This is a genomic window from Salmonella sp. SJTUF15591 (assembly GCF_043356435.1).
GTDB classification, from domain to species: domain Bacteria; phylum Pseudomonadota; class Gammaproteobacteria; order Enterobacterales; family Enterobacteriaceae; genus Salmonella; species Salmonella enterica.
On the sequence record NZ_JBEUJO010000008.1, the window covers coordinates 83,231 to 108,551 of the forward strand.

25 protein-coding genes and 1 pseudogene are annotated in these 25,321 nt (G+C 52.6%); 14 read left to right on the top strand and 12 right to left on the bottom strand.

From position 1 onward, the window contains the following. Positions 1 to 26 precede the first annotated feature (26 nt). The 3 genes from ABVM99_RS18155 to ABVM99_RS18165 are packed head-to-tail and all read left to right on the top strand — an operon-like array spanning position 27 to position 2,275. On the top strand, positions 27 to 584 hold the full coding sequence (locus tag ABVM99_RS18155) for a fimbrial protein (protein ID WP_000673424.1): 558 nt from the start codon (positions 27 to 29) through the stop codon (positions 582 to 584). 18 nt (positions 585 to 602) lie between these two features. Continuing rightward, entirely contained in the window at positions 603 to 1,202 is a 600-nt protein-coding gene (locus ABVM99_RS18160) for a fimbrial-like protein (RefSeq protein ID WP_001186616.1), read from the top strand. Between the two features lie 11 nt (positions 1,203 to 1,213). Further along, positions 1,214 to 2,275, top strand: coding sequence for a fimbrial protein StkG (locus ABVM99_RS18165; protein WP_052938223.1), 1,062 nt, complete (start codon positions 1,214 to 1,216; stop codon positions 2,273 to 2,275). Between the two features lies 1 nt (position 2,276). On the opposite strand, the gene ABVM99_RS18170 is transcribed toward ABVM99_RS18165, so the two are convergent. Further along, positions 2,277 to 3,506 (bottom strand): polysaccharide deacetylase family protein, encoded by a 1,230-nt coding sequence (locus ABVM99_RS18170; protein ID WP_000245316.1) that lies wholly within the window; start codon positions 3,504 to 3,506, stop codon positions 2,277 to 2,279. 61 nt (positions 3,507 to 3,567) lie between these two features. Then, positions 3,568 to 4,008, bottom strand: coding sequence for a PTS sugar transporter subunit IIA (locus ABVM99_RS18175; protein ID WP_000901958.1), 441 nt, complete (start codon positions 4,006 to 4,008; stop codon positions 3,568 to 3,570). Positions 4,009 to 4,377: 369 nt separating this feature from the next. Between ABVM99_RS18175 and ABVM99_RS18180 the strand changes: the two genes are divergently transcribed. Genes ABVM99_RS18180 through ABVM99_RS18195 form a run of 4 tightly spaced genes read left to right on the top strand, consistent with a single transcriptional unit; the run spans position 4,378 to position 9,300 of the window. Continuing rightward, positions 4,378 to 4,911, top strand: coding sequence for a fimbrial protein (locus ABVM99_RS18180; protein WP_000779122.1), 534 nt, complete (start codon positions 4,378 to 4,380; stop codon positions 4,909 to 4,911). Between the two features lie 47 nt (positions 4,912 to 4,958). Beyond that, positions 4,959 to 5,642 (top strand): fimbrial biogenesis chaperone StiB, encoded by a 684-nt coding sequence (gene stiB, locus ABVM99_RS18185; protein WP_001086408.1) that lies wholly within the window; start codon positions 4,959 to 4,961, stop codon positions 5,640 to 5,642. A 26-nt stretch (positions 5,643 to 5,668) separates the two neighbouring features. Beyond that, positions 5,669 to 8,215, top strand: coding sequence for a fimbrial outer membrane usher protein (locus ABVM99_RS18190; protein WP_023195300.1), 2,547 nt, complete (start codon positions 5,669 to 5,671; stop codon positions 8,213 to 8,215). A gap of 8 nt (positions 8,216 to 8,223) precedes the next feature. Continuing rightward, a complete protein-coding gene (locus ABVM99_RS18195) occupies positions 8,224 to 9,300 on the top strand; it encodes a fimbrial protein (protein WP_023195299.1) in 1,077 nt (358 codons plus the stop codon). 112 nt (positions 9,301 to 9,412) lie between these two features. Here ABVM99_RS18195 and ABVM99_RS18200 read toward each other — a convergent pair whose 3' ends face one another. Both ABVM99_RS18200 and ABVM99_RS18205 read right to left on the bottom strand, forming a co-directional pair. Next, a complete protein-coding gene (locus ABVM99_RS18200) occupies positions 9,413 to 10,183 on the bottom strand; it encodes an ABC transporter permease (RefSeq protein WP_000983418.1) in 771 nt (256 codons plus the stop codon). Next, positions 10,180 to 11,106 (bottom strand): ABC transporter ATP-binding protein, encoded by a 927-nt coding sequence (locus ABVM99_RS18205; RefSeq protein WP_000150619.1) that lies wholly within the window; start codon positions 11,104 to 11,106, stop codon positions 10,180 to 10,182. Before ABVM99_RS18205 ends, ABVM99_RS18200 begins: the two co-directional genes overlap by 4 nt. Before the next feature lie 108 nt (positions 11,107 to 11,214). Here ABVM99_RS18205 and can point away from each other — a divergent pair, with 108 nt between their 5' ends. Then, complete coding sequence (gene can, locus ABVM99_RS18210; protein ID WP_000651591.1) at positions 11,215 to 11,877, top strand: carbonate dehydratase; 663 nt, start codon at positions 11,215 to 11,217, stop codon at positions 11,875 to 11,877. Positions 11,878 to 11,934: 57 nt separating this feature from the next. Here the strand turns inward: can and hpt are convergent, their stop codons facing one another. Further along, positions 11,935 to 12,471, bottom strand: a complete 537-nt coding sequence (gene hpt, locus ABVM99_RS18215; protein WP_000683342.1) for a hypoxanthine phosphoribosyltransferase — start codon at positions 12,469 to 12,471, stop codon at positions 11,935 to 11,937. A gap of 205 nt (positions 12,472 to 12,676) precedes the next feature. Here hpt and ABVM99_RS18220 point away from each other — a divergent pair, with 205 nt between their 5' ends. Continuing rightward, positions 12,677 to 15,067: a glucose/quinate/shikimate family membrane-bound PQQ-dependent dehydrogenase gene (locus ABVM99_RS18220; RefSeq protein ID WP_023195298.1), complete on the top strand. Its 2,391-nt coding sequence runs from the start codon at positions 12,677 to 12,679 to the stop codon at positions 15,065 to 15,067. Between the two features lie 77 nt (positions 15,068 to 15,144). On the opposite strand, the gene cueO is transcribed toward ABVM99_RS18220, so the two are convergent. Next, a complete protein-coding gene (cueO, locus tag ABVM99_RS18225; RefSeq protein WP_000946047.1) occupies positions 15,145 to 16,755 on the bottom strand; it encodes a multicopper oxidase CueO in 1,611 nt (536 codons plus the stop codon). A gap of 201 nt (positions 16,756 to 16,956) precedes the next feature. Here cueO and ABVM99_RS18230 point away from each other — a divergent pair, with 201 nt between their 5' ends. From ABVM99_RS18230 to speD, 3 genes are all read left to right on the top strand, one after another. After that, positions 16,957 to 17,304 carry a YacC family pilotin-like protein gene (locus ABVM99_RS18230; RefSeq protein ID WP_000846613.1) on the top strand — a complete coding sequence of 116 codons (348 nt, stop codon included), beginning with the start codon at positions 16,957 to 16,959 and terminating at the stop codon, positions 17,302 to 17,304. 106 nt (positions 17,305 to 17,410) lie between these two features. Continuing rightward, positions 17,411 to 18,271: a polyamine aminopropyltransferase gene (gene speE, locus ABVM99_RS18235; protein ID WP_000829968.1), complete on the top strand. Its 861-nt coding sequence runs from the start codon at positions 17,411 to 17,413 to the stop codon at positions 18,269 to 18,271. 20 nt (positions 18,272 to 18,291) lie between these two features. Next, on the top strand, positions 18,292 to 19,086 hold the full coding sequence (gene speD, locus ABVM99_RS18240) for an adenosylmethionine decarboxylase (RefSeq protein WP_000734276.1): 795 nt from the start codon (positions 18,292 to 18,294) through the stop codon (positions 19,084 to 19,086). Positions 19,087 to 19,115: 29 nt separating this feature from the next. Here speD and ABVM99_RS18245 read toward each other — a convergent pair whose 3' ends face one another. The 5 genes from ABVM99_RS18245 to yacL all read right to left on the bottom strand — a co-directional run bounded on the left by ABVM99_RS18245 (position 19,116) and on the right by yacL (position 23,684). After that, positions 19,116 to 19,883, bottom strand: a complete 768-nt coding sequence (locus ABVM99_RS18245; RefSeq protein ID WP_000678254.1) for a DeoR/GlpR family DNA-binding transcription regulator — start codon at positions 19,881 to 19,883, stop codon at positions 19,116 to 19,118. A 9-nt stretch (positions 19,884 to 19,892) separates the two neighbouring features. Further along, the gene (locus ABVM99_RS18250; RefSeq protein ID WP_000448752.1) at positions 19,893 to 20,876 is read right to left on the bottom strand and encodes a D-threonate 4-phosphate dehydrogenase; all 984 of its coding nucleotides are present in this window, start codon (positions 20,874 to 20,876) and stop codon (positions 19,893 to 19,895) included. Then, on the bottom strand, positions 20,866 to 22,137 hold the full coding sequence (locus ABVM99_RS18255; protein ID WP_000783300.1) for a D-threonate kinase: 1,272 nt from the start codon (positions 22,135 to 22,137) through the stop codon (positions 20,866 to 20,868). The genes ABVM99_RS18250 and ABVM99_RS18255 overlap by 11 nt, the downstream gene beginning before the upstream one ends. After that, the gene (locus ABVM99_RS18260) at positions 22,134 to 23,087 is read right to left on the bottom strand and encodes a 2-keto-3-deoxygluconate permease 1 (protein WP_001022089.1); all 954 of its coding nucleotides are present in this window, start codon (positions 23,085 to 23,087) and stop codon (positions 22,134 to 22,136) included. The genes ABVM99_RS18255 and ABVM99_RS18260 overlap by 4 nt, the downstream gene beginning before the upstream one ends. Before the next feature lie 234 nt (positions 23,088 to 23,321). Next, a complete protein-coding gene (gene yacL / locus ABVM99_RS18265) occupies positions 23,322 to 23,684 on the bottom strand; it encodes a protein YacL (protein ID WP_000384308.1) in 363 nt (120 codons plus the stop codon). 270 nt (positions 23,685 to 23,954) lie between these two features. Between yacL and ABVM99_RS18270 the strand changes: the two genes are divergently transcribed. Both ABVM99_RS18270 and ABVM99_RS18275 read left to right on the top strand, forming a co-directional pair. Beyond that, a complete protein-coding gene (locus ABVM99_RS18270) occupies positions 23,955 to 24,278 on the top strand; it encodes a low molecular weight protein tyrosine phosphatase family protein (RefSeq protein ID WP_001101536.1) in 324 nt (107 codons plus the stop codon). A gap of 409 nt (positions 24,279 to 24,687) precedes the next feature. Beyond that, a complete protein-coding gene (locus ABVM99_RS18275) occupies positions 24,688 to 25,152 on the top strand; it encodes a hypothetical protein (RefSeq protein WP_023195297.1) in 465 nt (154 codons plus the stop codon). Positions 25,153 to 25,191: 39 nt separating this feature from the next. Here ABVM99_RS18275 and ABVM99_RS18280 read toward each other — a convergent pair. Then, positions 25,192 to 25,284: pseudogene (locus ABVM99_RS18280) on the bottom strand (hypothetical protein); the annotation flags it as partial. Positions 25,285 to 25,321: the final 37 nt, after the last annotated feature.

The window sequence follows — 25,321 nt, forward strand, 5'->3', positions numbered from 1 at the left end:
TTAACGCAGATCTACGGAGCATCACTATGAAATTTACATCAGCTTTAATCACATTATCCGTTTCTGCCGTCTTATTCTCTGGAGTGGTCAGAGCCGCTATTACCGGTACCGACAGTGTACAAATGACCTTTAAGACCACAGTGACAACCGGTACCTGTAAAGCTATCGTCGTTAATGGTGACGGAAAAAATGTCAGCACCATTGGCTATGGTGAGACATATAAATCGGATCTTAACAAGAAAGCGATGCCGCTGAGCATTGTCTTGAGCAATTGTTCCGGCGTAACCATCGCAGAAGTAGAAGCAAAAGCGGGCACCGGCGGAACCTGCTCCGGTGATAATTTAGACGGCGATTCTTACGCGGCGGGCCTGAATACCGCCTTCGAAATTTGGGGCGGCGATGCAGACACGGGGGTGAAACTGTCTTGTAAAACGCCACCAGCCGCACAGAAGGTGACCATTACCAACGGTGCGGGTACCTACCCAATGACGTCACGCATTGTGGTGGCAAACGGTAAAAGCCTGAGCGACGTCACCGCCGGCGATGTCACGGCTCCGGTCACCTTTGTTGTGACATACCCTTAATTTTCAGGTGCTTTGTTCATGCAACAATTACTGTTTCTTTTACGCCAGCCCGGTCTTGTGTTGCTTATGGGTCTGACGGGCGGTTTTTGGTCTGGCATCAGCCAGGCGGGTTCCAATTTGGATATCAATCTGACCGCCAGTATTGTTAACAGCACCTGCAAACTCAGTCTGGAAAATGGGGGGGAAGTCTACCTTCCCAACGTCACGCGGGCATGGTTTTACAATAACGACGGCAGCAGTAAATATGCGCCTACCGACGAAGCGGGCGGCACGCCTTTTAACGTGCGTCTCGAAAACTGTGCAGATAACAGTAGCATCAAGCAGTTGATGTTCAGTTTTACGCCGCAATCCGGTTTTTGGAGCAACCAAAACCAGGTTTTCAAAAATGATGCCACAACAGGCGCGGCGCAAAACGTTGGTATCGTCATTTTCTCGGCAGACTATAAAACTAACGTCTTAAACAGCGATGGCAGTTCTAACGTGGTTTACGACGTCAGCGGAAAAAGCAGTTCGCTGTATTTAACGGATTATCAGTTTTACGCGCGCTATCAGAATACGGGCGCAGTTGTCAGCGGCGTTGTCACCAGCAACGTGTTGGTTGACGTCAGCTACGAATAAAAGGATTTATGATGAAGCTATCCCCTTATCTGGCCGCACTGTTATTGTTGAGCGCATCCGGCGCAGCCTATGGTGCTATGGAATGTAAATTTTACAATGGCGATACACGACAGATAATGTCGCCAGGCGTTCAGCCAATCATTACCTTTCACCCCTCGGTGCAAACCGCCACGCTGCTGGCTAGCGGTATTACGATGGAATTAACGCCGGAAATGCACAGCCACTGTGCAGTGGGGGATGATGGAGAGAACATTTACCAGATGACGGACAACACCTTACTTGAAGGGTATGTCGACGGTAAGGCGTTGTTTCGCACTAATATACCCGGCATTACGTATGCCATTGGGTTATACCCCGCAGGGAAAGGCATTACCGGATGGTTTCCCGTCAATTCCGGTCAATATTATATGACCGCTTATGCTGACGACAACGAAGGCTATTTCAAGAATGAAAAAAAATGGTACGCCGTGATGGAAATCTACCAGATGCCCGGCTTTAATGGCGTGCCTTCAGGAGTCGGTTTTATTAGCTCAATCGGCGGCCCATTGGGGCGCATTGTTCTCGGAGACCCCGTAGGTTCTGAGTCTGACCATCCTCGCCCGCTAATCACCATTTCTGATATGATGTTTAACATTCCATTCTCCGAACCGACCTGTATTCTTACCGCGCCCACCACCGTGAATTTAGGTGATTGGTACCGAAGCGACCTGGAGAAAGATCAGACCACCGAGGTGCCTTTTCAGATTACCGGAACCTGTACCGGGACGATTGAAGTCTCGTTCGTGGCGAAATCCTCATATACCAATGCGGATAAGAACCTGTTCACCAACTCGATTACCAGCAACTCAAGCGTTACCGCGGCTGGCGGCGTCGGCGTAAAAATAAGCTCACCGGCCTATCCGCAAATTCATACCGACAGTACGCCAGAAGTCATTGCCGTGGGCGAGATAATCGGGAGGCCGGTGACCTCAGTAAACGCCAACTTTAAGGCAAAGCTGGTCAAAACAGGGACGGAGGCCGTGACACCCGGTATTTTTGGATCGTCTGTCACCTTCCAGGTAACCTACGAGTAAACTACCCTTGCGGCTGGTTGCTGATCAGCCGCGACATGGTTTCCAGCGAATCCGTGCGCAGAATATACAGCCTTTTGAGCAACATCGGATTATCCCCCGGCTTCACCTTCCCTCTCACCGTGGTGACCGCCAGATGGAAACCGGCGTCTTTTGCTGCTTTGATAGCGGTCGCGTTATAGCCGCCAAAGGGATAAGAAAGATAAAATACGTGCGGAGTAAACTGTGCGAGCGCCCGCCGCGAGCGTTCAAAATCAAACAGAATATTATGGTAGCTGCGGCTATATAAAATCGGGCGACGATGCCCGTCTACCCGGTGTAAAAAGTGGGTATGCGACTGAAAATCAAAAACGTCGCTTATCTTGCGCAATTCGGACACGCTCATAAATTGCAGCGATCTGGGATTCCATGTTTGCGGATGGCGCTTAATACGCGATGAGATAATAAATGCCGTCGCTTTCATACCGTACTGCTTTAATACCGGATACGCATAGCGACTCACCGATTTAAGGCCATCGTCAAAGGTGATAACCACCGCGCGCGCCGGGAAATTCGCGCGGTTATGGATGTAATCCTCCAGTTGGTACATCGTCAACGTGGCATAGCCGCGATCGCGAAGCCAGGTCATTTGGTTGCTGAATGCCCGAACCGAAGTCGTGGTGGACGTATGGCGAAAACGAGTATTCTCTTCATCACGTAAGATGTGATGATAGGTCAAAATCGGAATGCCGTTGTCTTCCTGCGCATCCATGGCGCTGACATAAGCCAGCCTGTCGCCAATACGGATCTGATACCAGGTTTGGTGTAGCCGGCCTTGCAGCTTGCTAATAATGGGGTAACGCAAATTATCCACCAATACGCCAAACGGGGCGCTACTGATGTCCGGCGCGTTATACACCGGCGTGTCCTTCCAGGTCACCAGATTCTGATTGCTGAGCGGCTTGTTAAGATCGCCCAGGCCATCTTCCACTTTTTGTTTTCCCTGCACGGATTCCAGATGGCCTTTATCGATAAAGCCCACACCGAAGCCGAATTTAAAGGCATAATAATCAGCCGCAACAGGCGTTACGGAAAGAATTTGTCCGGCGCGGATATTCCCTACGGTCACCATTTTGTCGCCAATCTGCGACCAGATGGCGGCATCTTTCGTCGTTTGCATATAACGAGCGGGCAAGGCAGCCAACACATTACCGGCGAAAAAGAACAGCAAGATAAGAACAACGCGCATAACCATATATCATAACCGAGGCGAAAAAACGCCGTCATTGTAGCAAAAGCGTCGTCAATGGTATTGATCAAAACTCATACGAATCATGCAGCAATACAAAAGGCGGATTTTTCTGCTGCTGATGCCAGAGACTGGTGACATCCGGCGCGCCAAGCGCGACAATCTGGTCGCGAAATGCTGAACTGCTCATTGACTCTCGCCATGGAATCATTTCCTCCATCAATGAATAGCTGACACCGGAAATAACTTCACATTGAGAATGTTTATGGCTCATCAGCGACGCGACACGATAAGGCGCCGCGCCGGAAATGTCGGTTAAAAATATCACGCCTTCACCGGAGTCGGTGGCATGGAGGGCGTCACACATCATGCGGCTGAGCATATTTACGCTTAACCCACGCCAGAAATTGACCGCCCGACACTGCGCCAACGGCCCATACTTCTTTTCAAGACCTTCGAGCATTTCCTGCGCCCGATCGTCATGACAGGAAATGACCCATCCCAGCATAACTTCTCCTCCATTGAGCTCCAATCCTGCATGATGTCAGCATGTTTTTTTGGCCGACAATACACTATGACCACGATCATTTTTTATTCAAAAAAATTTGCATTATTTTTAAAATTGTTAACAGCCTTCATAGAATCTGGCCCATTAAAGGGTAATCACGGCGATTCAATTAAACAAACACTCACCAAAATAATTGATTAAATATATATTATAAATATTTCATATTTATGTATTCTGAATTTTTCTTCGCTCCGCAAAAATCATCGGACATTATATTTACTCATTCGGCAATAAAAAGAACAATAACTTCCCACACTATAGATATTGTTACTATGTCAATATTTATAATATCTTAAAGGATCAAAGATAATGAAACTCACCTTAAAAACACTCACTGTGGCACTGGCTGCCATCACCCTCTCCCCCGCCGCGCTGGCAGACACCGCCAAAGACGGCACCGTACATATCACCGGCCTCATTAAGCAAAACGCCTGTACGGTAAAAACGGATTCAGTAGAGGTGACATTACAGGACGAATTTGCCTCTCTTTTTACTGCCGCAGGGCAGACGGCAGGGGATAAAGACTTCACCATCGAACTCGAAAACTGCGACGCAAACGTCTACAGCAGTGTACAGGCGCGCTTTGAAGGCACACTCGACGGAACCGATGCGACCATCCTGAAAAATGAGGATGATGCTGAGAATATTGGCGTGCAAATTCTTGATAAATCTAGCACCCCTATGACCTTTAACGATCTTCAGGCATGGTCTGCCGCAGTCGCGCTCACAGAGGGGGTGACGGAACTCTCAATGCCTTTCACCGCCCGCTATATCTCCACCGCAGTTCCCGTTAAGTCGGGAACGGTCGATGCAACCGCAACATTCTATCTGCAATATAACTGATCCTGGCGGCCAGCGTCGGCTGGCCCCTTTGTTTATTGAGGTCATCAATGAATTCATTGGCTAAAGCAGGGTTGCTTTGTTGCCTGTTGTGCGGTTCGCTGGCGCATGCCGCAGGGATAAACATCGGCACAACGCGGGTTATTTTTCACGGCGATGCCAAAGATGCGTCCATATCGATAAGCAATAGCGACAACGTTCCCTATTTAATTCAGTCCTGGGCGCAATCGATCAGCGAAACAGGGGCGAGCGGCGATGCGCCGTTTATGGTCACCCCGCCGCTTTTTCGCCTTAATGGCGGGCAAAAGAACGTACTGCGAATTATCCGTACCGGCGGCAATTTGCCGGAAGATCGCGAGTCGCTGTACTGGCTGGATATTAAATCGATTCCCAGCAGTAATCCGGACAATAAACACAACACGCTCATGCTGGCCGTTAAAGCGGAATTTAAGCTGATTTACCGGCCAAAAGCGTTAACCCAAAAACCAGAAGAGGTTGCCGATCGGTTAACGTGGTCGCGTCAGGGTCGCACGCTCACCGTGAAGAACCCCACGCCCTATTATATGAACTTCGCCACCCTTTCCGTTGGCAGTCAAAAAGTGAAAGCCCCGCGCTATGTGGCGCCTTTCGGCAACGCGCAGTACACGCTGCCTGCCGCCGCCAGCGGCCCGATTGTCTGGTCTATCATCAACGATTTTGGCGGTACTGGCCCCGAACATAAACAAACGCCTTGAGAAGAGTGACAGGGATGAGAGTGCCGATGTGCAAAAGGCAACACCGGGTATTTTATTTATCGCGCTGCGCTGTGTGTATCGCGCTGGGCAGCACGTTCACACACGTTGCATGGGCGCGCGACTATTTCAATCCGGCATTTATTGAAAACCATGGGCAGGCGAGTCGCACAAGCGTCGATCTGTCGACATTTGATAACGACAAAAGCCAGCTGCCTGGCACCTATTACGTCACTATCAATATCAATAAAACAGAAATCGGCGCGCGAAACGTTGATTTTCAACTCACGACGCTCAGTGACGGTCAACAGGCATTACAGGGCTGTTTACGGCTTCAGGAACTAAAAGATAACAGCGTCAAAACCGACCTTTTTCCAACCCTGGAGAGTGAAAAAGGCTGCGTCGATCTCAGCGTTATCCCCGGCGCCAGCCAGCGGTTTGATTTTCAGCAACAGACATTATCAGTAAGCATCCCGCAACTCTACATCGCCAACAACGCGCGCGGCTACGTGCCGCCGGAAAAGTGGCAGGAGGGGATTACCGCGCTGATGCTGAACTACAGCTTCAGCGGCTATAAAGAGTACGGTTCCAGCGAGGATTCCGACGATGCGGAATCGAAGTATATCGCTCTCCAGCCGGGTTTTAACCTCGGGCCGTGGCGTTTTCGCAACTACAGTAACTGGAGTTCAAATAACGGCGAGAGCGGTAGCTGGAACAGCGTTTATAACTATTTACAGCGCGACATTATCGCGCTGAAAAGCCAGTTCACCGCCGGAGACAGCAATACGCCATCCGACGTGTTCGACAGCGTACCTTTTCGCGGCCTCCAGCTTACCTCTGACGATCAAATGCAGCCCAACAGCCAGCGTGGTTACGCCCCGACGATTCGCGGCATCGCCCGCTCAAACGCGCAGGTTATCGTGCGGCAAAACGGCTATATCGCCTATCAAACCGCCGTTTCGCCGGGCGAATTTGAAATCAACGATATGTTTCCTACCGGCAGCAACGGCGACTATGACGTAACGGTAAAAGAAGCCGACGGCAGCGAACAGCATTTTATCGTGCCCTACTCTTCGCTGCCGATTCTGCAGCGCACCGGACGGGCAAAATACAGCGTGACCGTGGGTAAATATCGCGATTATAACAACCACACGCTGGACGACTTCGGCCAGGCGACCCTGCTGTACGGCCTGCCGTGGGGCATCACCCTGTACGGCGGCAGCCAGATTGCCGGCGATAAATACCAGTCCGTCGCCTTCGGCGTCGGGCAAAATATGCAGATGCTGGGGGCCATTTCCCTGGACGGCATCTGGTCGCACGCCAAATTTGACGATGGCCGCAAAGAAATCGGGCAATCCTGGCGCGTCCGCTACAGCAAGGGCGTCGTCAGCACGGGCACCACGTTTTCGCTGGCCGGCTATCGTTACGCCAGCGAAAACTACAATTCGCTGAGCGAGGTGATCAACCCGGACGACGATTTTTATGATAACTACGGCAAGCGCCATAATCGTTTCGAAGCCTCGGTCAACCAGCAAATTAGCAATACGCTCGGTTCCTTAACGCTAAGTTGGGTCAAAGAAGATTACTGGCACAGCGCGCAGCAGATGGAATCTCTGAGCGCCAGCTACAACAATAGCTGGGGTCCGGTGAGCTATACGCTGAGCTACAGCTATAACAAAAACACCTACCAGTACCGTTCGGACAATGACGATGATGATAACGACGACGATCGTTATAACCAGAACGATCGGCTGTTCACGCTGTCGCTGCACGTTCCGTTTACGGTGTTCGATTCCAGGCTATACGCCAGCTATATGCTGAACACGCGTAAGCACGATGCCACGGTGAACAGCACCACCCTTAGCGGCACCGCGCTGCGTGACAGAAACCTGAACTGGTCGTTACAGCAGAGCCACAGCACACAAGACGGTGATTCCGGCGGGGTAAACGCCAGCTACAAAGGTACTTATGCCAACCTCAACGCCGGTTACAATCAGTCGCCAGATAGCCAACAGGTCAGCTACGGCATCAGCGGCGGCATTCTGGCGCACGAAAACGGTATTACCCTGAGCCAGCCGATTACCGGCGCGGCGATTTTAATTAAAGCGCCCGGCGCCAGCGGCGTTTCGGTTGAAAACCAGACTGGCGTCGCCACCGACTTCCGGGGTTATACGGTGATCCCCAACGTCACGCCGTATTATCGCTACGATATCTCGCTCGACAGCAGCACGTTTGCCGACAACGTGGATATTCCGCTCAACAACCAGACCGTCTACCCGACGCGTAATGCGGTGGTGCGCGCGGCGTATGACACGCATAAGGGCTATCGCGTGTTGTTAACGCTGACGCGCAGCAATGGCGAGCCCGTGCCCTTTGGCGCGACGGCAAGCGTCGATGGGCAGGATGCGAACCTGGCCAGTATCGTCGGCGATAAAGGCCAGGTCTTCCTCAGCGGCCTGCCGGAAGAGGGCCTGCTACTGGTGAACTGGGGAAGCGCCTCTTGCCGCGCGGATTACCGCCTGGATATCAGCAAAAATATGAACGGCATCGTGATGGCGAACGCCGTCTGCCAGTGAGGAACAACATGAAGAATTTATGGATGCTGCTGGCGCTGGCGCTATTTTCAGGCCATGCGCTGGCAGACGGAACGATGGGCAACGGAAGCGGTTGGTGTCAACCCACCAGCGGCACGCATAATTTTCCTTTTAGTTTTAATCAAACCATTACCGATACGGATGGGAACCACACGGGAACCATCGTTGAAGAGCACTGGTCAGCTGGCGGAGAATATTCGGCTAAATGCGACTGCGATAACAGTGATTATCGCGGGTACAACTATTTCACCGCGACCACCGGCGATCTGACGCAGAAAGGCACGCACAGCGAGACGCGATACTACGGACATATGGATTACTATGTCCTCGTGGCAGGCAAACTGGAAATTGGCACCGAAGCGTATGTAGCCGGGAAGTTGAACCAGAATATTCCTGTCCCGTTTTCCTCAATCAGCAATGAAGATAGTTCCGCAGGCGGCTGTGGCGATGCAGAAATGAAATCAATGACGGCGGGCAATAAAGGCACGGTAAGGATTTATATTACTCATCCTTTGGTCGGTGAAATCTCGATCCCGCAAACAACGATCATGAATCTCTATTTATCAAAAACGCCGGGCAGCAGCGGAGATAATATTCCCCCCGCCGTTCCCCCTGTCGCGCACGTCACCATGTCCGGAACTATTACCGTGCCGCAGTCCTGTTCCATCAACGCCGGGCAGGTTATCGAGGTCAGGCTGCCGGATATTGAGGGCAAAGATATTCGTAATCTCGGCGACAGTCCGCAGAACTCGCACGTCACCACGCAAGTAAACTTTACCTGTAGCAACGTGGCGGACGGCACCAACCTGTCAATGTCATTGAACGGAGAAACCGATCCGCACAACCCGGAATACCTGAAAACCGACAATGAGAATTTAGGGATACGGATTTCCGATAAATACGATAAGACCATCGTTCCCGGCGGTAGCGCCGAATTGCCGATTGAAGATTACACAGACGGTAAAGGCAGCACCGAGTTCACCGCCGCGCCGGTCAATACCACCGGACATGTTCCCCACACCGGAGAATACCAGGCTACCGCCACGCTGGAGATTCAGATTCGCTGAGAGAAGCGTTGGGTTTCAGCAAGCCCCCCCCACCTACAGTCCCGTAACCCATTGATATTACGGGCCCGTAGATGGGGTGAAGCAAAGTGCAACCCAACGCCCCTGTCAACGCTTAACTGCGCAACCCGCGCCCACGCTGGATCAGCGACCAGCACAGCAGGTAGAAAGCGGCGATAAAGATCACCAGTACGCCAAACGTCGTCACCAGCGGCACATCATGGATACCCAGGAAGCCGTAGCGGAAGCCGCTGATCATGTAGACGATCGGGTTCAGGTGCGACAGCCCTTGCCAGAACGGCGGCAACAGCGTCAGCGAGTAAAATACCCCGCCGAGGTAGGTCAGCGGCGTCAGCACGAAGGTGGGAATCAGGCTGATATCGTCAAAAGTTTTCGCAAACACGGCGTTCAGCAGCCCGGCCAGCGAGAACAGAATCGCGGTCAGAATCAGCGTTAGCGCGACAAATACCCAGGAATGCACCTGGAAAGGCACGAAAAAGAGCGAAATCGCCGTCACCAGAATCCCCACGCACAGCCCGCGCGCTACGCCGCCGCCGACAAATCCGGCGATGATCACGTGCGTTGGTACCGGCGCGACCAGCAGTTCCTCAATATTGCGCTGAAACTTGGCGCTAAAAAATGACGACGCGACATTCGCGTAGGAGTTAGTAATAACCGCCATCATAATCAGACCCGGCACAATAAATTGCATATAGCTAAAACCATGCATTTCGCCAATGCGCGAACCGATCAGGTTACCGAAGATAATAAAATAGAGCGTCATGGTGATGACGGGCGGCACCAGCGTTTGCACCCAGATCCGCATAAAGCGGTGGATCTCTTTCGCCCAGATGCTTTTAAGGGCAACCCAGTAGAGCTGCATCATGCGCGATCCCCTTGTTTTTCATGCACCAGCGACACAAACAGTTCTTCCAGACGGTTAGCTTTATTACGCATACTTAATACCTGAACCCCCTGCTCGCTCAGTTGACTAAAGACGCTGTTAACCCCCTGCTCGCGTAACACTTCCACCTCCAGAGTCGAGGTATCCACCAGACGATATTGATAACCCGTAAGCTTAGGTAGCGGGCTTTTTGGCGCTAAATCCAGAATAAACGTCTCCGATTTCAGCTTTGAAAGCAGATTTTTCATGGAGGTATTTTCCACCAGCTCGCCGTGCTGAATAATACCGATATTGCGGCACAACATTTCCGCCTCTTCCAGATAGTGGGTGGTGAGAATAATGGTGGTGCCTTTGGCGTTTAAGTCTTTCAGGAATCCCCACATCGAGCGACGCAATTCGATATCGACGCCCGCCGTCGGCTCGTCGAGAATCAATAGCTTAGGCTCATGCATCAATGCGCGGGCGATCATCAGGCGGCGTTTCATCCCACCGGAGAGCATCCGCGCGCGTTCATGACGTTTTTCCCACAGATCGAGCTGTTTTAAATACTTTTCGCTACGTAAAACCGCCTCTTTATGCTCCACGCCGTAATAACCGGCCTGATTCACTACGATCTGTTGCACCGTTTCAAACGGGTTAAAGTTAAATTCCTGTGGTACCAGTCCAAGCTGTCGCTTGGCGTTAACCACGTCTTTTTCCAGGTCATAACCAAAAACGTTAACGCGCCCGGACGTTTTATTCACCAATGAGCTGATAATACCGATGGTGGTCGATTTCCCTGCTCCATTTGGCCCCAGAAGCGCGTAAAAATCCCCCGCTTCGACCTGCAAATCTATGCCGCGCAGCGCCTGAACGCCGCCGGGATAGGTTTTTTTAAGTTGTTGAAGTTCCAGCGCAATGGTCATAAATTCTCACTTACTTTACGTTCTTACACTTTATATATGGTTTAAATAATTACGGAGTTGCCCTATATTAGCCCAACGCACTTATTTGGTTACAGGTCGTTAACTTCCATGAAAGACATAGATACACTCATCAGCAACAATGCACTATGGTCAAAAATGCTGGTGGAAGAGGACCCCGGATTTTTTGAGAAACTGGCGCAAGCGCAAAAACCGCGCTTTCTATGGATTGGATGTTCCGACAGCCGCGTTCCCGCAGAGCGTTTAACCGGGCTTGAACCGGGCGAATTGTTTGTTCACCGTAATGTGGCTAACCTGGTTATTCACACCGATCTGAACTGTCTCTCCGTGGTTCAGTATGCGGTAGATGTTCTGGAAGTTGAGCATATTATCATTTGCGGCCACTCCGGTTGCGGCGGTATCAAGGCTGCGGTAGAAAACCCTGAGCTGGGCTTGATTAATAACTGGCTGCTGCATATCCGAGACATCTGGCTTAAACATAGCTCGCTGTTGGGAAAAATGCCCGAAGAGCAACGTCTGGACGCGCTCTATGAATTGAACGTCATGGAGCAGGTCTATAACCTGGGGCATTCCACCATTATGCAGTCAGCGTGGAAACGCGGGCAGAATGTGACCATTCACGGCTGGGCGTACAGTATCAATGATGGCCTGCTGCGCGATCTTGACGTCACCGCCACCAACAGAGAAACGCTGGAGAACGGCTATCATAAGGGTATCTCCGCCCTAAGTCTGAAATACATTCCCCACCAATAAGCCATTAGCTATAGGCCGGATAAGTCGCTTTAGCGACGCCATCCGGCATTTCTGCTCTTACTCGTCCAGCAGCACCACTTTACCGACATACGGTAGATGGCGATAACGCTGGGCGTAGTCGATACCGTAACCGACTACAAATTCGTCCGGAATCGAAAAGCCAACAAACTCAACCGGCACGTCCACTTCGCGGCGAGACGGTTTATCCAGCAGCGTACAAATCGCCAGCGATTTCGGCTCGCGCAGGCCCAGGATTTCACGGACCTTCGACAGCGTATTACCGGAATCAATAATGTCTTCGACAATCAGCACGTCTTTACCGCGAATATCCTCATCCAGATCTTTGAGGATTTTCACGTCGCGGGTGGTGGACATGCCGCTACCATAACTGGAGGCGGTCATAAAATCGACTTCATGAGGAACCTGGACTTCACGGCACAGGTCCGCCATAAACATAAATGAGCCACGCAACAGACCTACCAGCACCATTTCACTGCCGCTGTCTTTATAACGTTCGGTAATCTGACGACCCAGCTCGGCAATACGTGCTTTGATCTCCGCTTCGGGGATCATGACTTCAACAGTATGTTTCATATTTATAACCATATGATTTAAAAACAAATCACTCAATGCCGGTGACTAATAACGCCGCATTGACGCGCAAGGCACGCAGTATAACAGCAAACGTATTCATTCGCGGCATTTGATAAGAAAGCTCATTTTGTGATGACGATCACACATGTTAATTCCTATACTTAATTGCTACTAAAAAATTAACAATTTGGGATGGTGTCTTTTTATGGCAGAAAATAACGCACGATCGCCACGATTACTCGTGACGCTGACGGCCCTCTTTGCAGCACTTTGCGGGCTGTATCTTCTTATCGGAGGTGTCTGGCTGGTTGCTATTGGCGGTTCCTGGTACTACCCCATCGCGGGCCTCGTGATGCTGGTTGTGGCCGGATTGCTATGGCGCAGTAAACGTGCCGCGCTGTGGCTGTATGCCGCCCTGCTGCTGACGACAATGATTTGGGGCGTGTGGGAAGTCGGGTTCGACTTCTGGGCGCTCACGCCGCGTAGCGATATTCTGGTGTTTTTCGGCATCTGGCTAATATTGCCGTTTGTCTGGCATCGGCTGGTGGTTCCTTCCAGCGGCGCAGTGGCGGCGCTGGTCGTGGCGCTGCTGATTAGCGGCGGCATTCTGACCTGGGCTGGCTTCAACGACCCGCAGGAGATCAACGGTACGCTTCGCGCCGACGCCACGCCCGTCGCAACAAGCTCGTCGATCGCCGACGAAGACTGGCCGGCCTATGGACGTAATCAGGAAGGCCAACGCTATTCGCCGCTGAAACAGATCACTGCGGATAACGTTCACCAACTGAAAGAAGCGTGGGTCTTCCGCACCGGCGATCTGAAACAACCCAATGATCCGGGCGAAATCACCAACGAAGTGACCCCGATTAAAGTCGGCGATACGCTTTATCTGTGTACAGCTCACCAGCGTCTGTTCGCGCTGGACGCCGCCAGCGGTAAAGAGAAGTGGCATTTTGATCCTCAGTTGAAGACCGATTCGTCTTTCCAGCATGTGACCTGCCGCGGCGTCTCTTATCATGAGGCCAAAGCGGATACCGCCTCGCCGGAGGTCATCGCCGACTGTCCGCGCCGCATTATCCTCCCGGTCAATGACGGTCGCCTTTTCGCGGTGAATGCCGAAACCGGCAAGCTGTGTGAAACCTTCGCCAACAAAGGCGTCCTGAATCTGCAAACCAATATGCCGGACACCACGCCGGGACTGTATGAACCGACGTCGCCGCCGATTATCACCGATAAAACGATTGTCATTGCCGGTTCGGTCACGGATAACTTCTCTACCCGCGAAACGTCCGGCGTTATCCGTGGTTTTGATGTTAATACCGGTAAACTACTGTGGGCCTTCGATCCGGGGGCGAAAGATCCGAACGCGATTCCAGCCGATGAGCACGCTTTTACCTTTAACTCGCCGAACTCCTGGGCGCCTGCCGCCTATGATGCGAAACTGGATCTGGTCTATCTGCCGATGGGCGTGACCACGCCGGATATCTGGGGCGGTAACCGCACGCCGGAGCAGGAACGTTATGCCAGCTCCATTCTGGCGCTGAATGCCACCACCGGGAAACTGGCCTGGAGTTATCAGACCGTCCATCACGATCTGTGGGATATGGACCTGCCGGCACAGCCGACGCTGGCGGATATTACCGTTGACGGTACCACCGTTCCGGTTATCTATGCGCCAGCGAAAACCGGTAATATCTTTGTGCTCGACAGACGTAATGGCGAGCTGGTCGTGCCCGCTCCGGAAAAACCGGTCCCACAAGGCGCGGCAAAAGGCGATTACGTCGCCAAAACTCAGCCGTTCTCTGATTTAACCTTCCGCCCGAAAAAAGATCTCTCCGGCGCGGATATGTGGGGCGCGACCATGTTCGACCAACTGGTGTGCCGCGTTATGTTCCACCAGTTGCGCTATGAAGGTATCTTCACCCCGCCGTCCGAGCAGGGGACATTGGTATTCCCTGGCAACCTGGGGATGTTTGAATGGGGCGGTATTTCCGTCGATCCAGACCGTCAGGTCGCTATCGCTAACCCGATGGCGCTGCCGTTTGTATCGAAGCTGATCCCACGCGGCCCGGGTAATCCGATGGAGCCGCCGAAAGACGCGAAAGGTACCGGAACAGAAGCGGGTATTCAGCCACAGTACGGCGTACCGTTCGGCGTCACGCTGAATCCGTTCCTTTCGCCGTTTGGCCTGCCGTGTAAACAACCGGCCTGGGGCTATATTTCCGCGTTGGATCTGAAGACCAATGAAATCGTATGGAAGAAACGTATAGGGACGCCGCGCGACAGTATGCCGTTCCCGATGCCGGTTCCGGTGCCGTTCAACATGGGGATGCCCATGCTCGGCGGGCCAATCTCAACCGCCGGTAACGTGCTGTTCATTGCCGCGACCGCCGACAACTACCTGCGCGCTTATAACATGAGCAACGGGGAAAAACTGTGGCAGGGACGTTTACCCGCCGGAGGCCAGGCAACGCCGATGACCTATGAGGTAAACGGTAAGCAGTACGTGGTCGTTTCTGCCGGAGGCCACGGTTCGTTTGGTACGAAGATGGGCGACTATATCGTGGCCTATGCTTTGCCTGACGACGCGAAATAACCATTAATGCCCGGCGTATGCCGGGCATTGTGCCGGGTGGCGGCTTCGCCTTACCCGGCCTGCGTCACAGACATCGATTAGACCGTAAATCCTAACATCATTCCCGTATCTTCATGTTCTAACAGATGACAGTGCGCCATATAGGCATGTTCCTTCGGCGCGTCGTGATCGAACTTGACCAGCACTTCGCTGATACCGCCCTCAACGCGTACCGTATCCTTCCAGCCCGTTCTATGCGCCGCTGGCGCTTTGCCGTTCTCTGACAGAATACGGAACTGCGTGCCGTGAATATGGAAAGGATGCAGCATCATGTCGCCCACGCCGGAAATGACCCAACGTTCATGTCGGCCTTTTTGCGCCGCGAACATCGGTTTGTTCATATCGAAGACCTGGCCGTTGATAAAGTTAGCGTTATGGAAGTCGAATTTTCCGCCGTGATTCATATTGCCCATCGCGCCATGATTCATCCCGCTGTGATCCATGTTGCCATGATCCATCTCGCCATGCCCCATATTGCCGCCCTGCATATGCGCGTTCATGCTGTCATGATCCATGCCGCTCATCGCCTGAGCGCCATATTTCTTCATCAGCATTTGCATCCCCATCATATCAAGGCGCGGGTCCATCGACAGTTTCAGGTTGCGCACCGTCAGCCCTTCCAGCGACGGCAGCGCCGGCATCGTCGTCAACGTATCCGGCAGCGTACCGGAGGCGGTAATCCGCAGCGGCTGGATACGCATCACCGGATGCGGTTTATCAAACGGAGCGATCGCCATTCCCATCTGGCTGACCGGCAGGGTCACCAGATCAAAGGCTTTCCCGTCGCTGATATCCACCAGCACTTCAAAACGCTCGCCCATTAATAACGGCAGTTCGGTGACTTTCACCGGCTCCGCCAGCAGGCCGCCGTCGCTGGCGATCACATAAAGCGGGCGATTATCGCTGGCGGCGATATTCAGCGAACGCGCATTACAGCCATTTAGCAAGCGCAGACGTAGCCAGCCTTTCGGCGCGGAATGCTGCGGATAGATAGCGCCATTGGTCAGCAGCGTATCGCCAAACCAGCCGACGGCGGCGGTCATAATATCCAGTTGATAATCAATCTGGCCATCGGCGGAGAAGCGTTTGTCCTGAATGATCACCGGCACATCGTCGATGCCCCACTGTTTCGGCAGGCGCAATTTGCGAATCTCGTCATCTTCAATCAGCACCAGCCCGGCAAGGCCCATCGCCACCTGGCGCCCGGTTTTGCCGTGTTTGTGCGGATGAATCCAGCAGGTCGCGGCGCGTTGCTCCGGCGTAAACGTCACCGTGCGGGTTCCGCCTGCGGGAATAATCCCCTGCGGGCCGCCGTCGACGATGCCCGGAATCTCCAGACCATGCCAGTGAAGCGTCGTGTCTTCGGCCAGTTGGTTATGGATATCAACGGTCACGCTTTTTCCTTTGTGAAGCTGTACCGCTGGCCCCAGCAAATTACCGTTGTAGCCCCAGGTTGTCGCGTTCTTACCGGCGAATGTCGACTGTCCGGCTTTAACAATTAACTGCATACGGTTGCTCGCATCTGCCGTTAACAGGTCAGGAATAGGCAACGCGGGACGTTCGGCGGCAAAAGCGGCGCGGCTCCACAGCGGCAGCGCTGATGCAACCCCCAGCGCCACTGAATATTTTAAGAAATCACGGCGTAACATAATCATTTCCTTATAATGAACAGGCGGGTGTCTAAGCTTAGACCCTGCCCTAACGGGAAGGTCAAGCCAGCAACACGTCTTTACCATTCCTGACAGCAATACAATAAGAATGAAAACGCCGCGGCCAATTCTAATAATAAAAGTCGTCGCTACGTTCTCAGTATGCTAACGTTGACTTTCCCTGATGCCGTGGTAGAAGCAATGAAGACGTTTTTCAGACCCGTGTTGTTTGGCAGCCTGATGGCCTTATGCGCAAATAGCTATGCGCTTACTGAATCCGAAGCTGAAGATATGGCCGATTTAACGGCGGTTTTCGTTTTTCTGAAAAATGACTGTGGTTACCAAAATTTACCCAACAGTCAGATTCGCCGTGCGCTGGTCTTTTTTGCCCAGCAAAATCAGTGGGACCTGAGTAACTACGACACCTTCGATATGAAATCGTTGGGCGAAGACAGCTACCGCGATCTTAGCGGCATCGGTATTCCGGTCGCTAAAAAATGCAAAGCTCTGGCCCGCGATTCTCTGAGCCTGTTAGCCTACGTTAAATAATCCTCCGCGATCCTATTGCTGAAATAATGACCGTGCATCCACGGTCATTGTTAGCTATGATGTTGCGCCCTTTTTTTACGGGTGTTAACAATGGAGGTATCAGCCAATGGCCGAAAATACGATGTGGCATGAAACGCTACACGACCAGTTTGGTCAGTACTTTGCCGTAGACAACGTTCTGTATCATGAAAAAACCGATCACCAGGATTTAATCATCTTTGAAAACGCCGCTTTTGGCCGCGTGATGGCGCTGGACGGCGTGGTACAGACCACCGAACGCGACGAGTTTATTTATCATGAAATGATGACCCACGTCCCGCTGCTGGCGCACGGTCATGCGAAACACGTTCTGATTATCGGCGGCGGCGACGGCGCAATGCTACGTGAAGTTACCCGGCATAAAAATGTCGAAACCATCACCATGGTAGAGATAGACGCTGGCGTAGTCTCGTTTTGCCGCCAGTATTTACCCAACCACAATGCCGGCAGCTACGACGATCCGCGCTTTACGCTGGTGATCGACGACGGCGTGAATTTCGTCAATCAGACCCATCAGACCTTTGATGTGATCATTTCCGACTGTACCGATCCGATAGGCCCCGGCGAAAGCCTGTTTACCTCCGCCTTTTATGAAGGCTGTAAGCGTTGCCTGAATCCGGGCGGCATTTTTGTCGCCCAGAACGGCGTGTGCTTCCTGCAACAGGATGAAGCGCTCGACAGCCACCGCAAGCTGAGTCATTACTTCAGCGATGTCGGCTTCTACCAGGCGGCGATTCCGACCTATTACGGCGGCATCATGACCTTCGCCTGGGCGACGGACAACGACGCTCTTCGTCACCTGTCGAGTGAAATTATTCAGGCGCGTTTTCATGCCGCCGGCCTCAAATGTCGCTATTACAACCCGGCTATTCATGCCGCTGCATTTGCGCTACCGCAATATCTACATGACGCACTGTCCGCACAGTGACGTTAAGGAGGTGATAAAAATTGAAAAAGCTGAAACTGCATGGCTTTAACAATCTGACGAAAAGCCTGAGTTTTTGTATTTACGATATCTGCTACGCCAAAACCGCAGAAGAGCGCGATGGCTATATCGCCTATATCGATGAACTCTATAACGCCAACCGACTGACCGAGATCCTGTCGGAGACCTGCTCCATTATCGGCGCGAACATCCTGAACATCGCCCGTCAGGATTATGAACCCCAGGGCGCCAGCGTCACGATTCTGGTGAGCGAAGAGCCGATCGACCCGAAACTTATCGATCAAACCGAACATCCCGGCCCACTGCCGGAAACCGTGGTGGCGCACCTCGATAAGAGCCATATCTGCGTGCATACCTATCCGGAAAGCCATCCGGAAGGCGGGCTATGCACCTTTCGCGCCGACATCGAAGTGTCAACCTGCGGGGTGATTTCACCGCTAAAAGCGCTCAATTACCTGATCCACCAGCTAGAGTCCGATATTGTCACCATCGATTACCGCGTGCGCGGCTTTACGCGCGACGTCAACGGTATGAAGCACTTTATCGATCATGAGATTAATTCTATTCAGAATTTTATGTCGGAAGATATGAAGTCGCTGTATGACATGGTGGATGTAAATGTGTATCAGGAAAATATTTTCCATACCAAGATGCTGCTTAAAGAGTTCGATCTTAAGCACTACATGTTTCACACCAAACCGGAAGATCTCACTGAAACCGAACGCCAGGAGATCACCGCCGCGCTGTGGAAAGAGATGCGCGAGATTTACTACGGCCGCAATATTTCGGCGGTCTGATTCACCACTGACAGCGCCTGACGGCGCTGTCACTCCGGCTGCACCAGCGTTAGCGCAAAAGCGCGCCCTTTCAGTTCAACCTGTGCTGACGGCGGCAGATTGACGTCGGTAATCACGTCATTAAAGCGCTCAAGCGGCACCACATTAAAGAGCGAATGCGCGCCATACTTACTGCTGTCCGCCAGCAACACTTTGCGCTGCGCATTAGCAATAATCTCCTGTTTAAGCCCGGCCTTATCTTCCGTTGGGGTCGTCACGCCCGTTTTTACCCCCCATGAATTACAGCTCATAAACGCGATGTTCGGATACACGCTGCGCAACAGCTTACGCCCATGCTCACCGATACAGGACTGACTGCTGTCATCGATACGACCGCCGACAATCGTCACTTCAATTTGCCGGAACTCAGCTAAAAACAGCGCAATATGCAGATCGACGGTGATGACCCGCAGCGGAAGATGGGTTAAGCATTTCGCCAGTTCCATCATTGTCGTACCGGCATCCAGCACGACGGCATCGCCAGCATTCACCAGCGATGCGGCAACGCGTGCGATCGCCCGTTTTTCAGCGGGCGATCGCAGTTGTTTTTCATTGGTGGTGGGCTGGGCGGGTTCAAAACGCCGCAGCGCCACGCCGCCATGACTACGGCTGATCACGCCCTGCTCATCCAGCTTGATCAAATCGCGACGGATAGTGGCTGGCGATGCGTCAACCGCCTCAACCAGCTGTTCTACCGTAACCAGCGTATGGTTTTTCAGATACGCCACAATGAGATCCAGACGGTGTTGTCCTTTCATAACAGGGAATTATGCCAGTTGCATTGCCAGTTTGATCGATACGGCCATGCTCTCAGATTTTGCTTTTCCCGTCCAGGCGATATCAAATGCAGTGCCATGATCGGCAGAGGTCCGGATAAACGGCAGCCCCGCGGTGATATTCACGCCATCATAAAAGCCAAGCAATTTCAACGGGATATGTCCCTGGTCATGATACATCGCCACCACCATATCATACTGCCCCTCATAAGCCTGGAGAAATACAGTATCCGGCGGACACGGCCCATAAACGTCCATACCTTTTGCGCGGGCATCGGTAATGGCTGGCGTCAGGATACGCGTCTCTTCATCGCCAAACAGGCCATTCTCGCCCGCATGAGGATTCACGCCTGCCACGGCGATACGCGGTTTAACGTAACCCACACGCTTGAGGAAAGTATCAGCAATACCAATCACCGTTTCGACACGCGTGGTACTTAACGTATCAAGGAATTTACGCAGCGCGATATGCGTTGAAACGTGAATCACTTTTAGTTTATCGGTGTAAAGTACCATCGCGTAATCGCGGCTATGGGTCAGGGTCGCGAGCAGCTCGGTATGGCCCGGATAGTTGTGCCCCGCCAGGTGCAGCGCCTCTTTATTCAGCGGCGCGGTAGCGATAGCCTGTACGTCGCCCCGTAGCGCTAACTCGGTGGCGCGCTTCACGCAGCGATACGCTAAATCCCCCGCCTGCGCCTGAACTTTCCCGGCCTCCAGCGCCTCCGGCTGCGCCAGCGGCTCATCAATCACATGAATGATGCCGGGCGCAAAACGCGCTTCGGCGACCCGTTCAATGGCCCGTAGCTCAACGTTCGGCGTGATGCCCTTCACCTGTAAACGTTTCAACGTTGCGAGGCATCCAATAACCACCAGCGGCGCGCCGTTGAGACCGTCTTCGCTTAGCGCTTTAACAATAATTTCCGGCCCAATGCCCGCTGGATCGCCCATAGTAATGGCAACGGTTTTAGTCTCCACAATACATCTCCTCAATATAATAAAGCGCGTCACACAACGTACTGTCTGAACCGAATCCGCCCGCTTTGGTAATGACCGGCAGATCGTCAATTTCGCTGTTTACAAACGTTCCACAGGGAATACAGGGCGCCACCTCACTTTGAATGCGATAACCTTCAGCGCCAAGCGCGCCGGCGACGGCGGTAGCGATATCGCCGCCGGTCAGAAACAGCCCGCCAATCCGCGCCTGCTCGATAATGTTTAACGTGACGACGCCAAGCCGCTGGCTCAGTCGCTCGCCCAATTGCTGACGGCTCATCGCGAATTTTTCGCACAGCGCGTCGATTAACTGTCGATCTTCTGCGCGACGGCTGGTGCGTAAAATCGTATGTCGATGCTGACTTAACAGCGCGCAGGCCTGCTCTACGACAGACGCGATTTCCTGTTCCGCGCTATCCGACACCATGCGCGCGGCATCAATATCCACGACCTCCGCACGTCCCCGGCACAGCGCATTATCCACCTGACGTCGCGTGGCTTCGCTCATCGAACCGGCCACCACCAGCACCGGCAGCCGCTGCCGGTCTTGCATAAAAAGTTCAACCGGCAACGCATTCGCCAGACCAGCTGCGCCAACGAGCAGCGGCATCGACGGTTGTTCGCACGCCGCTTGCGCAATCAACGTCAGATCCCGCTCTTCCACCGCATCCACGACGATAATCCCTTCGCCCTCAGCCGCATAAGCCGTAAGTAAGGCGCTTAACCCACCGCGTCGGACATCCTGCAAAAAGACTTCATACACAGGGATCTCACTTTGCAACGCCACTATCTCGGCAATGCGGGAAGAGACAATGGGCGTTTTCGGATCGCTGGCAAATTCTGTTTCCAGTAGCGGGACGCCATTAACCAGACATTTTCCTTCAAGCGTCGTGCGTCCGGCCGCAGGGATCGCGGCGGCGATAACGGCCAGTTTTCGCTGACTGGCGCGCATGGCCGCCGTCACTTCGGCGCCGATATTGCCGCGAAATGTAGAGTCGATTTTTTTGTACACCAGCGGCGCTGGCGATGTCTCACACCACGGGGAAAGCGCGGCATAAACGGCAGATGCCGCCTGATCTGCGGGCATCGCCCGGCTTTCGGTGTTAATGACTAACACATCGGCGCGGCGGGACGGTTTTTGCGACGCGCTCAACATGACTTCCGTTCTCGCCCCCTTCTTCGCCAACTGGACGCCGGTATCATTCGATCCGGTAAAATCGTCGGCGATAACCATCATTTTCATGCGTTTTTCTCCAAAGAAGCCTGACGCGCCTGTTTTTTCGCAACCCAGGAGGTCAACACTGGCGTCAGGATTGCCGTGGTGATCACCGAGGCGGCAATCAGCGGAGCGGCAGCAGCGGCCACCTCGGCGAGCGAAGGGTCGGCCTGCGCAATAGCCAGCGGCGTCGCAACGGCATTACCCGCGGTGCTGGAGGCCGCCGCCCCGGCAATGCCAGTTCCGCCAACCAGACGATCTGCGCGAATATTAAAGAAACCGCCAACGAACGTTGTCAGCACGCCGAGCAGAATTCCGGCAAGTCCGCCTTGCAGTAACATTTCCAGGTTGATGCCCGCCCCCAGCGCAAAAGCAAAGAAAGGAATGAGCAGCGGGCCGCCTTTGGTCAAAAAATCGCGCATATGAGGATCAAGATTGCCGAGGATCATGCCGACAACCAGCGGAACCAGCACCGCCACCAGCGCCATAATGGGAATGTTCGCCATCCCTGCCGCGCCCAGCGCAATCATCGTAAAGAAAGGGCCATCATTAAGAGACAAAATAGAGATAGCGCCGACGTCGCGCTCATTGCCGAATTCGCCTACCAGCGCAGCATAAAGTCCGCCATTCGAATTGCTCATCGCCGCGATAATCGCCACGCCGCTCAGGCCAAAAATACCCTCCGCGCCGAAAAGATGCTCCACGCCCAGGCCAATGCCGATGGCGACAAGCAACTTAGTGAGCGTAATCGTCCCGCCCTGCAATAACGCCTGGGGCGCGGCTTTCACACTGATACCGGCTCCCATACACAGCAGAAAAGCGCCAATCAGCGGCGCCGCGCCGTTTTTAAATAAGGCGGTGGTAAAACCGCCGATCTCAAGCGCCTGTGGAGCGAAGGTGTTAATGACTGCGCCAATAACGAGCGGTACGACCATCATGCCGCCGGGTACGCGCTCTATTGCTTTTTTGATGTTCATGGTCTTACCGCCTGTTGCTTGTTGTGATTGAATAAAATCATAACGATTATATTCAATCAAATTAAGATCACAAACGCGTCAGATCACAGTTTTAAAATGATTAATAAAAATCAAAAAATCATTCTGCTATAAAAAAGCCGGGATACTCCCGGCTGGAATGTGTAGTGATTTCGTTTCCACTACCGCCCCCAACTGTCCGTCGACTGGCGTTGCGGGACAATAACGAAGAGAGGGTCAGGCTTTACTGACGAATTCCCGATACGCGGCGACGACCCGTAGAAAATCCTCCATGCCGCACAGGGATAAACTCTCTTCATCGTAATAACTCATCCCCTCTTCCATCTCATCGCCGGAAAAATCCAGCTGATTGGCGCGAATCATCACTTCTTCGCCGTCCATCCAGATCGTGTATTCATGCCCTGCTCGTTGCCAGGAGCGTTCGCTGCCTTTGACCGTACGCGCGGCTTGTTCTACTTCATCCAGTAGCGAGAGGTTGTCTTTAACCTCTTCATTAAACCAGTGACCGACCACCTCGTGGCCCATCGACATTCGTACTTTTACCCCTCCGGTAACGTCGCGCAGAAATTCGTAATCCATAATTGTTTTCCTCTGCCCTGGCAATGCGCCAATACCGCATTGCGCCTTAAGGTAATTATCGCAGCACGGTGAAAGAAAAACAGCGGGGCGCACAAAAGATAAAATAAAAATGCCAAAACGGTTTATTATTCATACAGAAAGTCACTCTAGCGCTTCAATATATCTACACGCGCTCCGACAAAGTGCTACGTGCCGCACCGTGGGGTATTGAGTCTCCACGGCTCACAAACTCGCCGTTAGCGAAGCGCGATCTGGAAGAGTATTTATTTAATGAATGTGCTTTTCATATGCAGCCGTAATCAATGGCGCAGCCCCACGGCGGAGCAGGTGTTCCGCCGCTATCCCGGCCTTAGCGTCCGTTCCGCCGGCACCAGCCGCAACGCCAAAAAAAGCGTGTCGTGCGGGTTACTTCAGTGGGCTGACGTTATCTGCGTTATGGAGCAGAAACATAAAGACCGGTTGATGGCTGAATATCGTCGTATTATTGAAAATAAGCCCCTGCACGTACTCGATATCCCCGACGATTATCGCTATATGGACCCTGAGCTGGTCAGGCAACTGGAAGAGCTGGTGCCGGAAGTGTTGGGGATATAGGCATTGCCGCAAGGAAATGTCCATCATCCATCACGATTACATTCACTTAATCTCCGTTAAGCGAAAACTCGACGACAAATTTCACATCAGGCAGCGCGCCGTTTAGATGAACTTTTATTATGTGCCGGAAGAGCGCAGTCATTAAAAATGGCTGCCCCTCATCCAGTTATAGCATTACCAGCCCGGTGTCCCTCTGGCGTTTTTTCAGAAATCATCAATACCCTGCCCACGCCGACGCCTGCTAGTCTTTCAGACGCTTCCTTATCATCCGGGTCGTTGTCATGAAATTGTTGGCTACTTGATAAGCGCTTTTCAACTGAGCTCCAGCAATGGGCGATATCAGCAGAGAAGCCGTAGTGAGTTGTATTTTTTGTCAGACGGTTGAAGGAAAATTCAGGAAGGATACATTATGTCTGTATTTCGACGAATAATTTATCATAGCGGTTGGTTTATTCTGCTTGGGCCGTTAATAGGCGCAGCCACCGCGATAGGTATCATAAACTTTTTACCCGCCATTATTGGCGGACCAGACTCATTTTTGTTCTATTTCTGCAGAACAATACCAGAATTAGTGATTATTACCGGCTGGATATACAGTCTCCTCCCCGCATGGTTAACCGGTGTCGCCTGCGCGCTGATACCCCTGAAATTATATCAAAAAATAATTAACAGGATGATCCTTTGCGCCATTGCAGGTGGTCTGATCACGACGCTGTTTAATTTTGCGCGATATGATTTTGACATAAGCATACTGCCATTAATATATGGTGAAGTATTGATTATGCTTATTCCAGCGATTGTAGCCGGGGCAATAATGGGCGGGGTAATTACGTATTTGCCGGGGCTACGGGAAGTGAAGCGTAATAATAAATAAGAAGCGCCATTCGGGCCCGGAAATCCGGGCCCGTCTCTGTTACACCGCAGTCTGGAAAATCACGCCGTCCGCTTTTTCAGTGTACTGAGAGAGCTGGTCGAAGTTCAGGTAACGGTAGGTATCCACCGCCGCCAGCTCCGCAGAAGCCGGAAAACGATCTGTCGATGAC

Coding starts and splice junctions, on each gene's coding strand:
- ABVM99_RS18155 (WP_000673424.1), top strand. CDS start 27: ATGAAATTTACATCAGCTTTAATCACATTATCCGTTTCTGCCGTCTTA.
- ABVM99_RS18160 (WP_001186616.1), top strand. CDS start 603: ATGCAACAATTACTGTTTCTTTTACGCCAGCCCGGTCTTGTGTTGCTT.
- ABVM99_RS18165 (WP_052938223.1), top strand. CDS start 1,214: ATGAAGCTATCCCCTTATCTGGCCGCACTGTTATTGTTGAGCGCATCC.
- ABVM99_RS18170 (WP_000245316.1), bottom strand. CDS start 3,506: ATGGTTATGCGCGTTGTTCTTATCTTGCTGTTCTTTTTCGCCGGTAAT.
- ABVM99_RS18175 (WP_000901958.1), bottom strand. CDS start 4,008: ATGCTGGGATGGGTCATTTCCTGTCATGACGATCGGGCGCAGGAAATG.
- ABVM99_RS18180 (WP_000779122.1), top strand. CDS start 4,378: ATGAAACTCACCTTAAAAACACTCACTGTGGCACTGGCTGCCATCACC.
- stiB (WP_001086408.1), top strand. CDS start 4,959: ATGAATTCATTGGCTAAAGCAGGGTTGCTTTGTTGCCTGTTGTGCGGT.
- ABVM99_RS18190 (WP_023195300.1), top strand. CDS start 5,669: ATGTGCAAAAGGCAACACCGGGTATTTTATTTATCGCGCTGCGCTGTG.
- ABVM99_RS18195 (WP_023195299.1), top strand. CDS start 8,224: ATGAAGAATTTATGGATGCTGCTGGCGCTGGCGCTATTTTCAGGCCAT.
- ABVM99_RS18200 (WP_000983418.1), bottom strand. CDS start 10,183: ATGATGCAGCTCTACTGGGTTGCCCTTAAAAGCATCTGGGCGAAAGAG.
- ABVM99_RS18205 (WP_000150619.1), bottom strand. CDS start 11,106: ATGACCATTGCGCTGGAACTTCAACAACTTAAAAAAACCTATCCCGGC.
- can (WP_000651591.1), top strand. CDS start 11,215: ATGAAAGACATAGATACACTCATCAGCAACAATGCACTATGGTCAAAA.
- hpt (WP_000683342.1), bottom strand. CDS start 12,471: ATGAAACATACTGTTGAAGTCATGATCCCCGAAGCGGAGATCAAAGCA.
- ABVM99_RS18220 (WP_023195298.1), top strand. CDS start 12,677: ATGGCAGAAAATAACGCACGATCGCCACGATTACTCGTGACGCTGACG.
- cueO (WP_000946047.1), bottom strand. CDS start 16,755: ATGTTACGCCGTGATTTCTTAAAATATTCAGTGGCGCTGGGGGTTGCA.
- ABVM99_RS18230 (WP_000846613.1), top strand. CDS start 16,957: ATGAAGACGTTTTTCAGACCCGTGTTGTTTGGCAGCCTGATGGCCTTA.
- speE (WP_000829968.1), top strand. CDS start 17,411: ATGGCCGAAAATACGATGTGGCATGAAACGCTACACGACCAGTTTGGT.
- ABVM99_RS18245 (WP_000678254.1), bottom strand. CDS start 19,883: ATGAAAGGACAACACCGTCTGGATCTCATTGTGGCGTATCTGAAAAAC.
- ABVM99_RS18255 (WP_000783300.1), bottom strand. CDS start 22,137: ATGAAAATGATGGTTATCGCCGACGATTTTACCGGATCGAATGATACC.
- ABVM99_RS18260 (WP_001022089.1), bottom strand. CDS start 23,087: ATGAACATCAAAAAAGCAATAGAGCGCGTACCCGGCGGCATGATGGTC.
- yacL (WP_000384308.1), bottom strand. CDS start 23,684: ATGGATTACGAATTTCTGCGCGACGTTACCGGAGGGGTAAAAGTACGA.
- ABVM99_RS18270 (WP_001101536.1), top strand. CDS start 23,955: ATGAATGTGCTTTTCATATGCAGCCGTAATCAATGGCGCAGCCCCACG.
- ABVM99_RS18275 (WP_023195297.1), top strand. CDS start 24,688: ATGTCTGTATTTCGACGAATAATTTATCATAGCGGTTGGTTTATTCTG.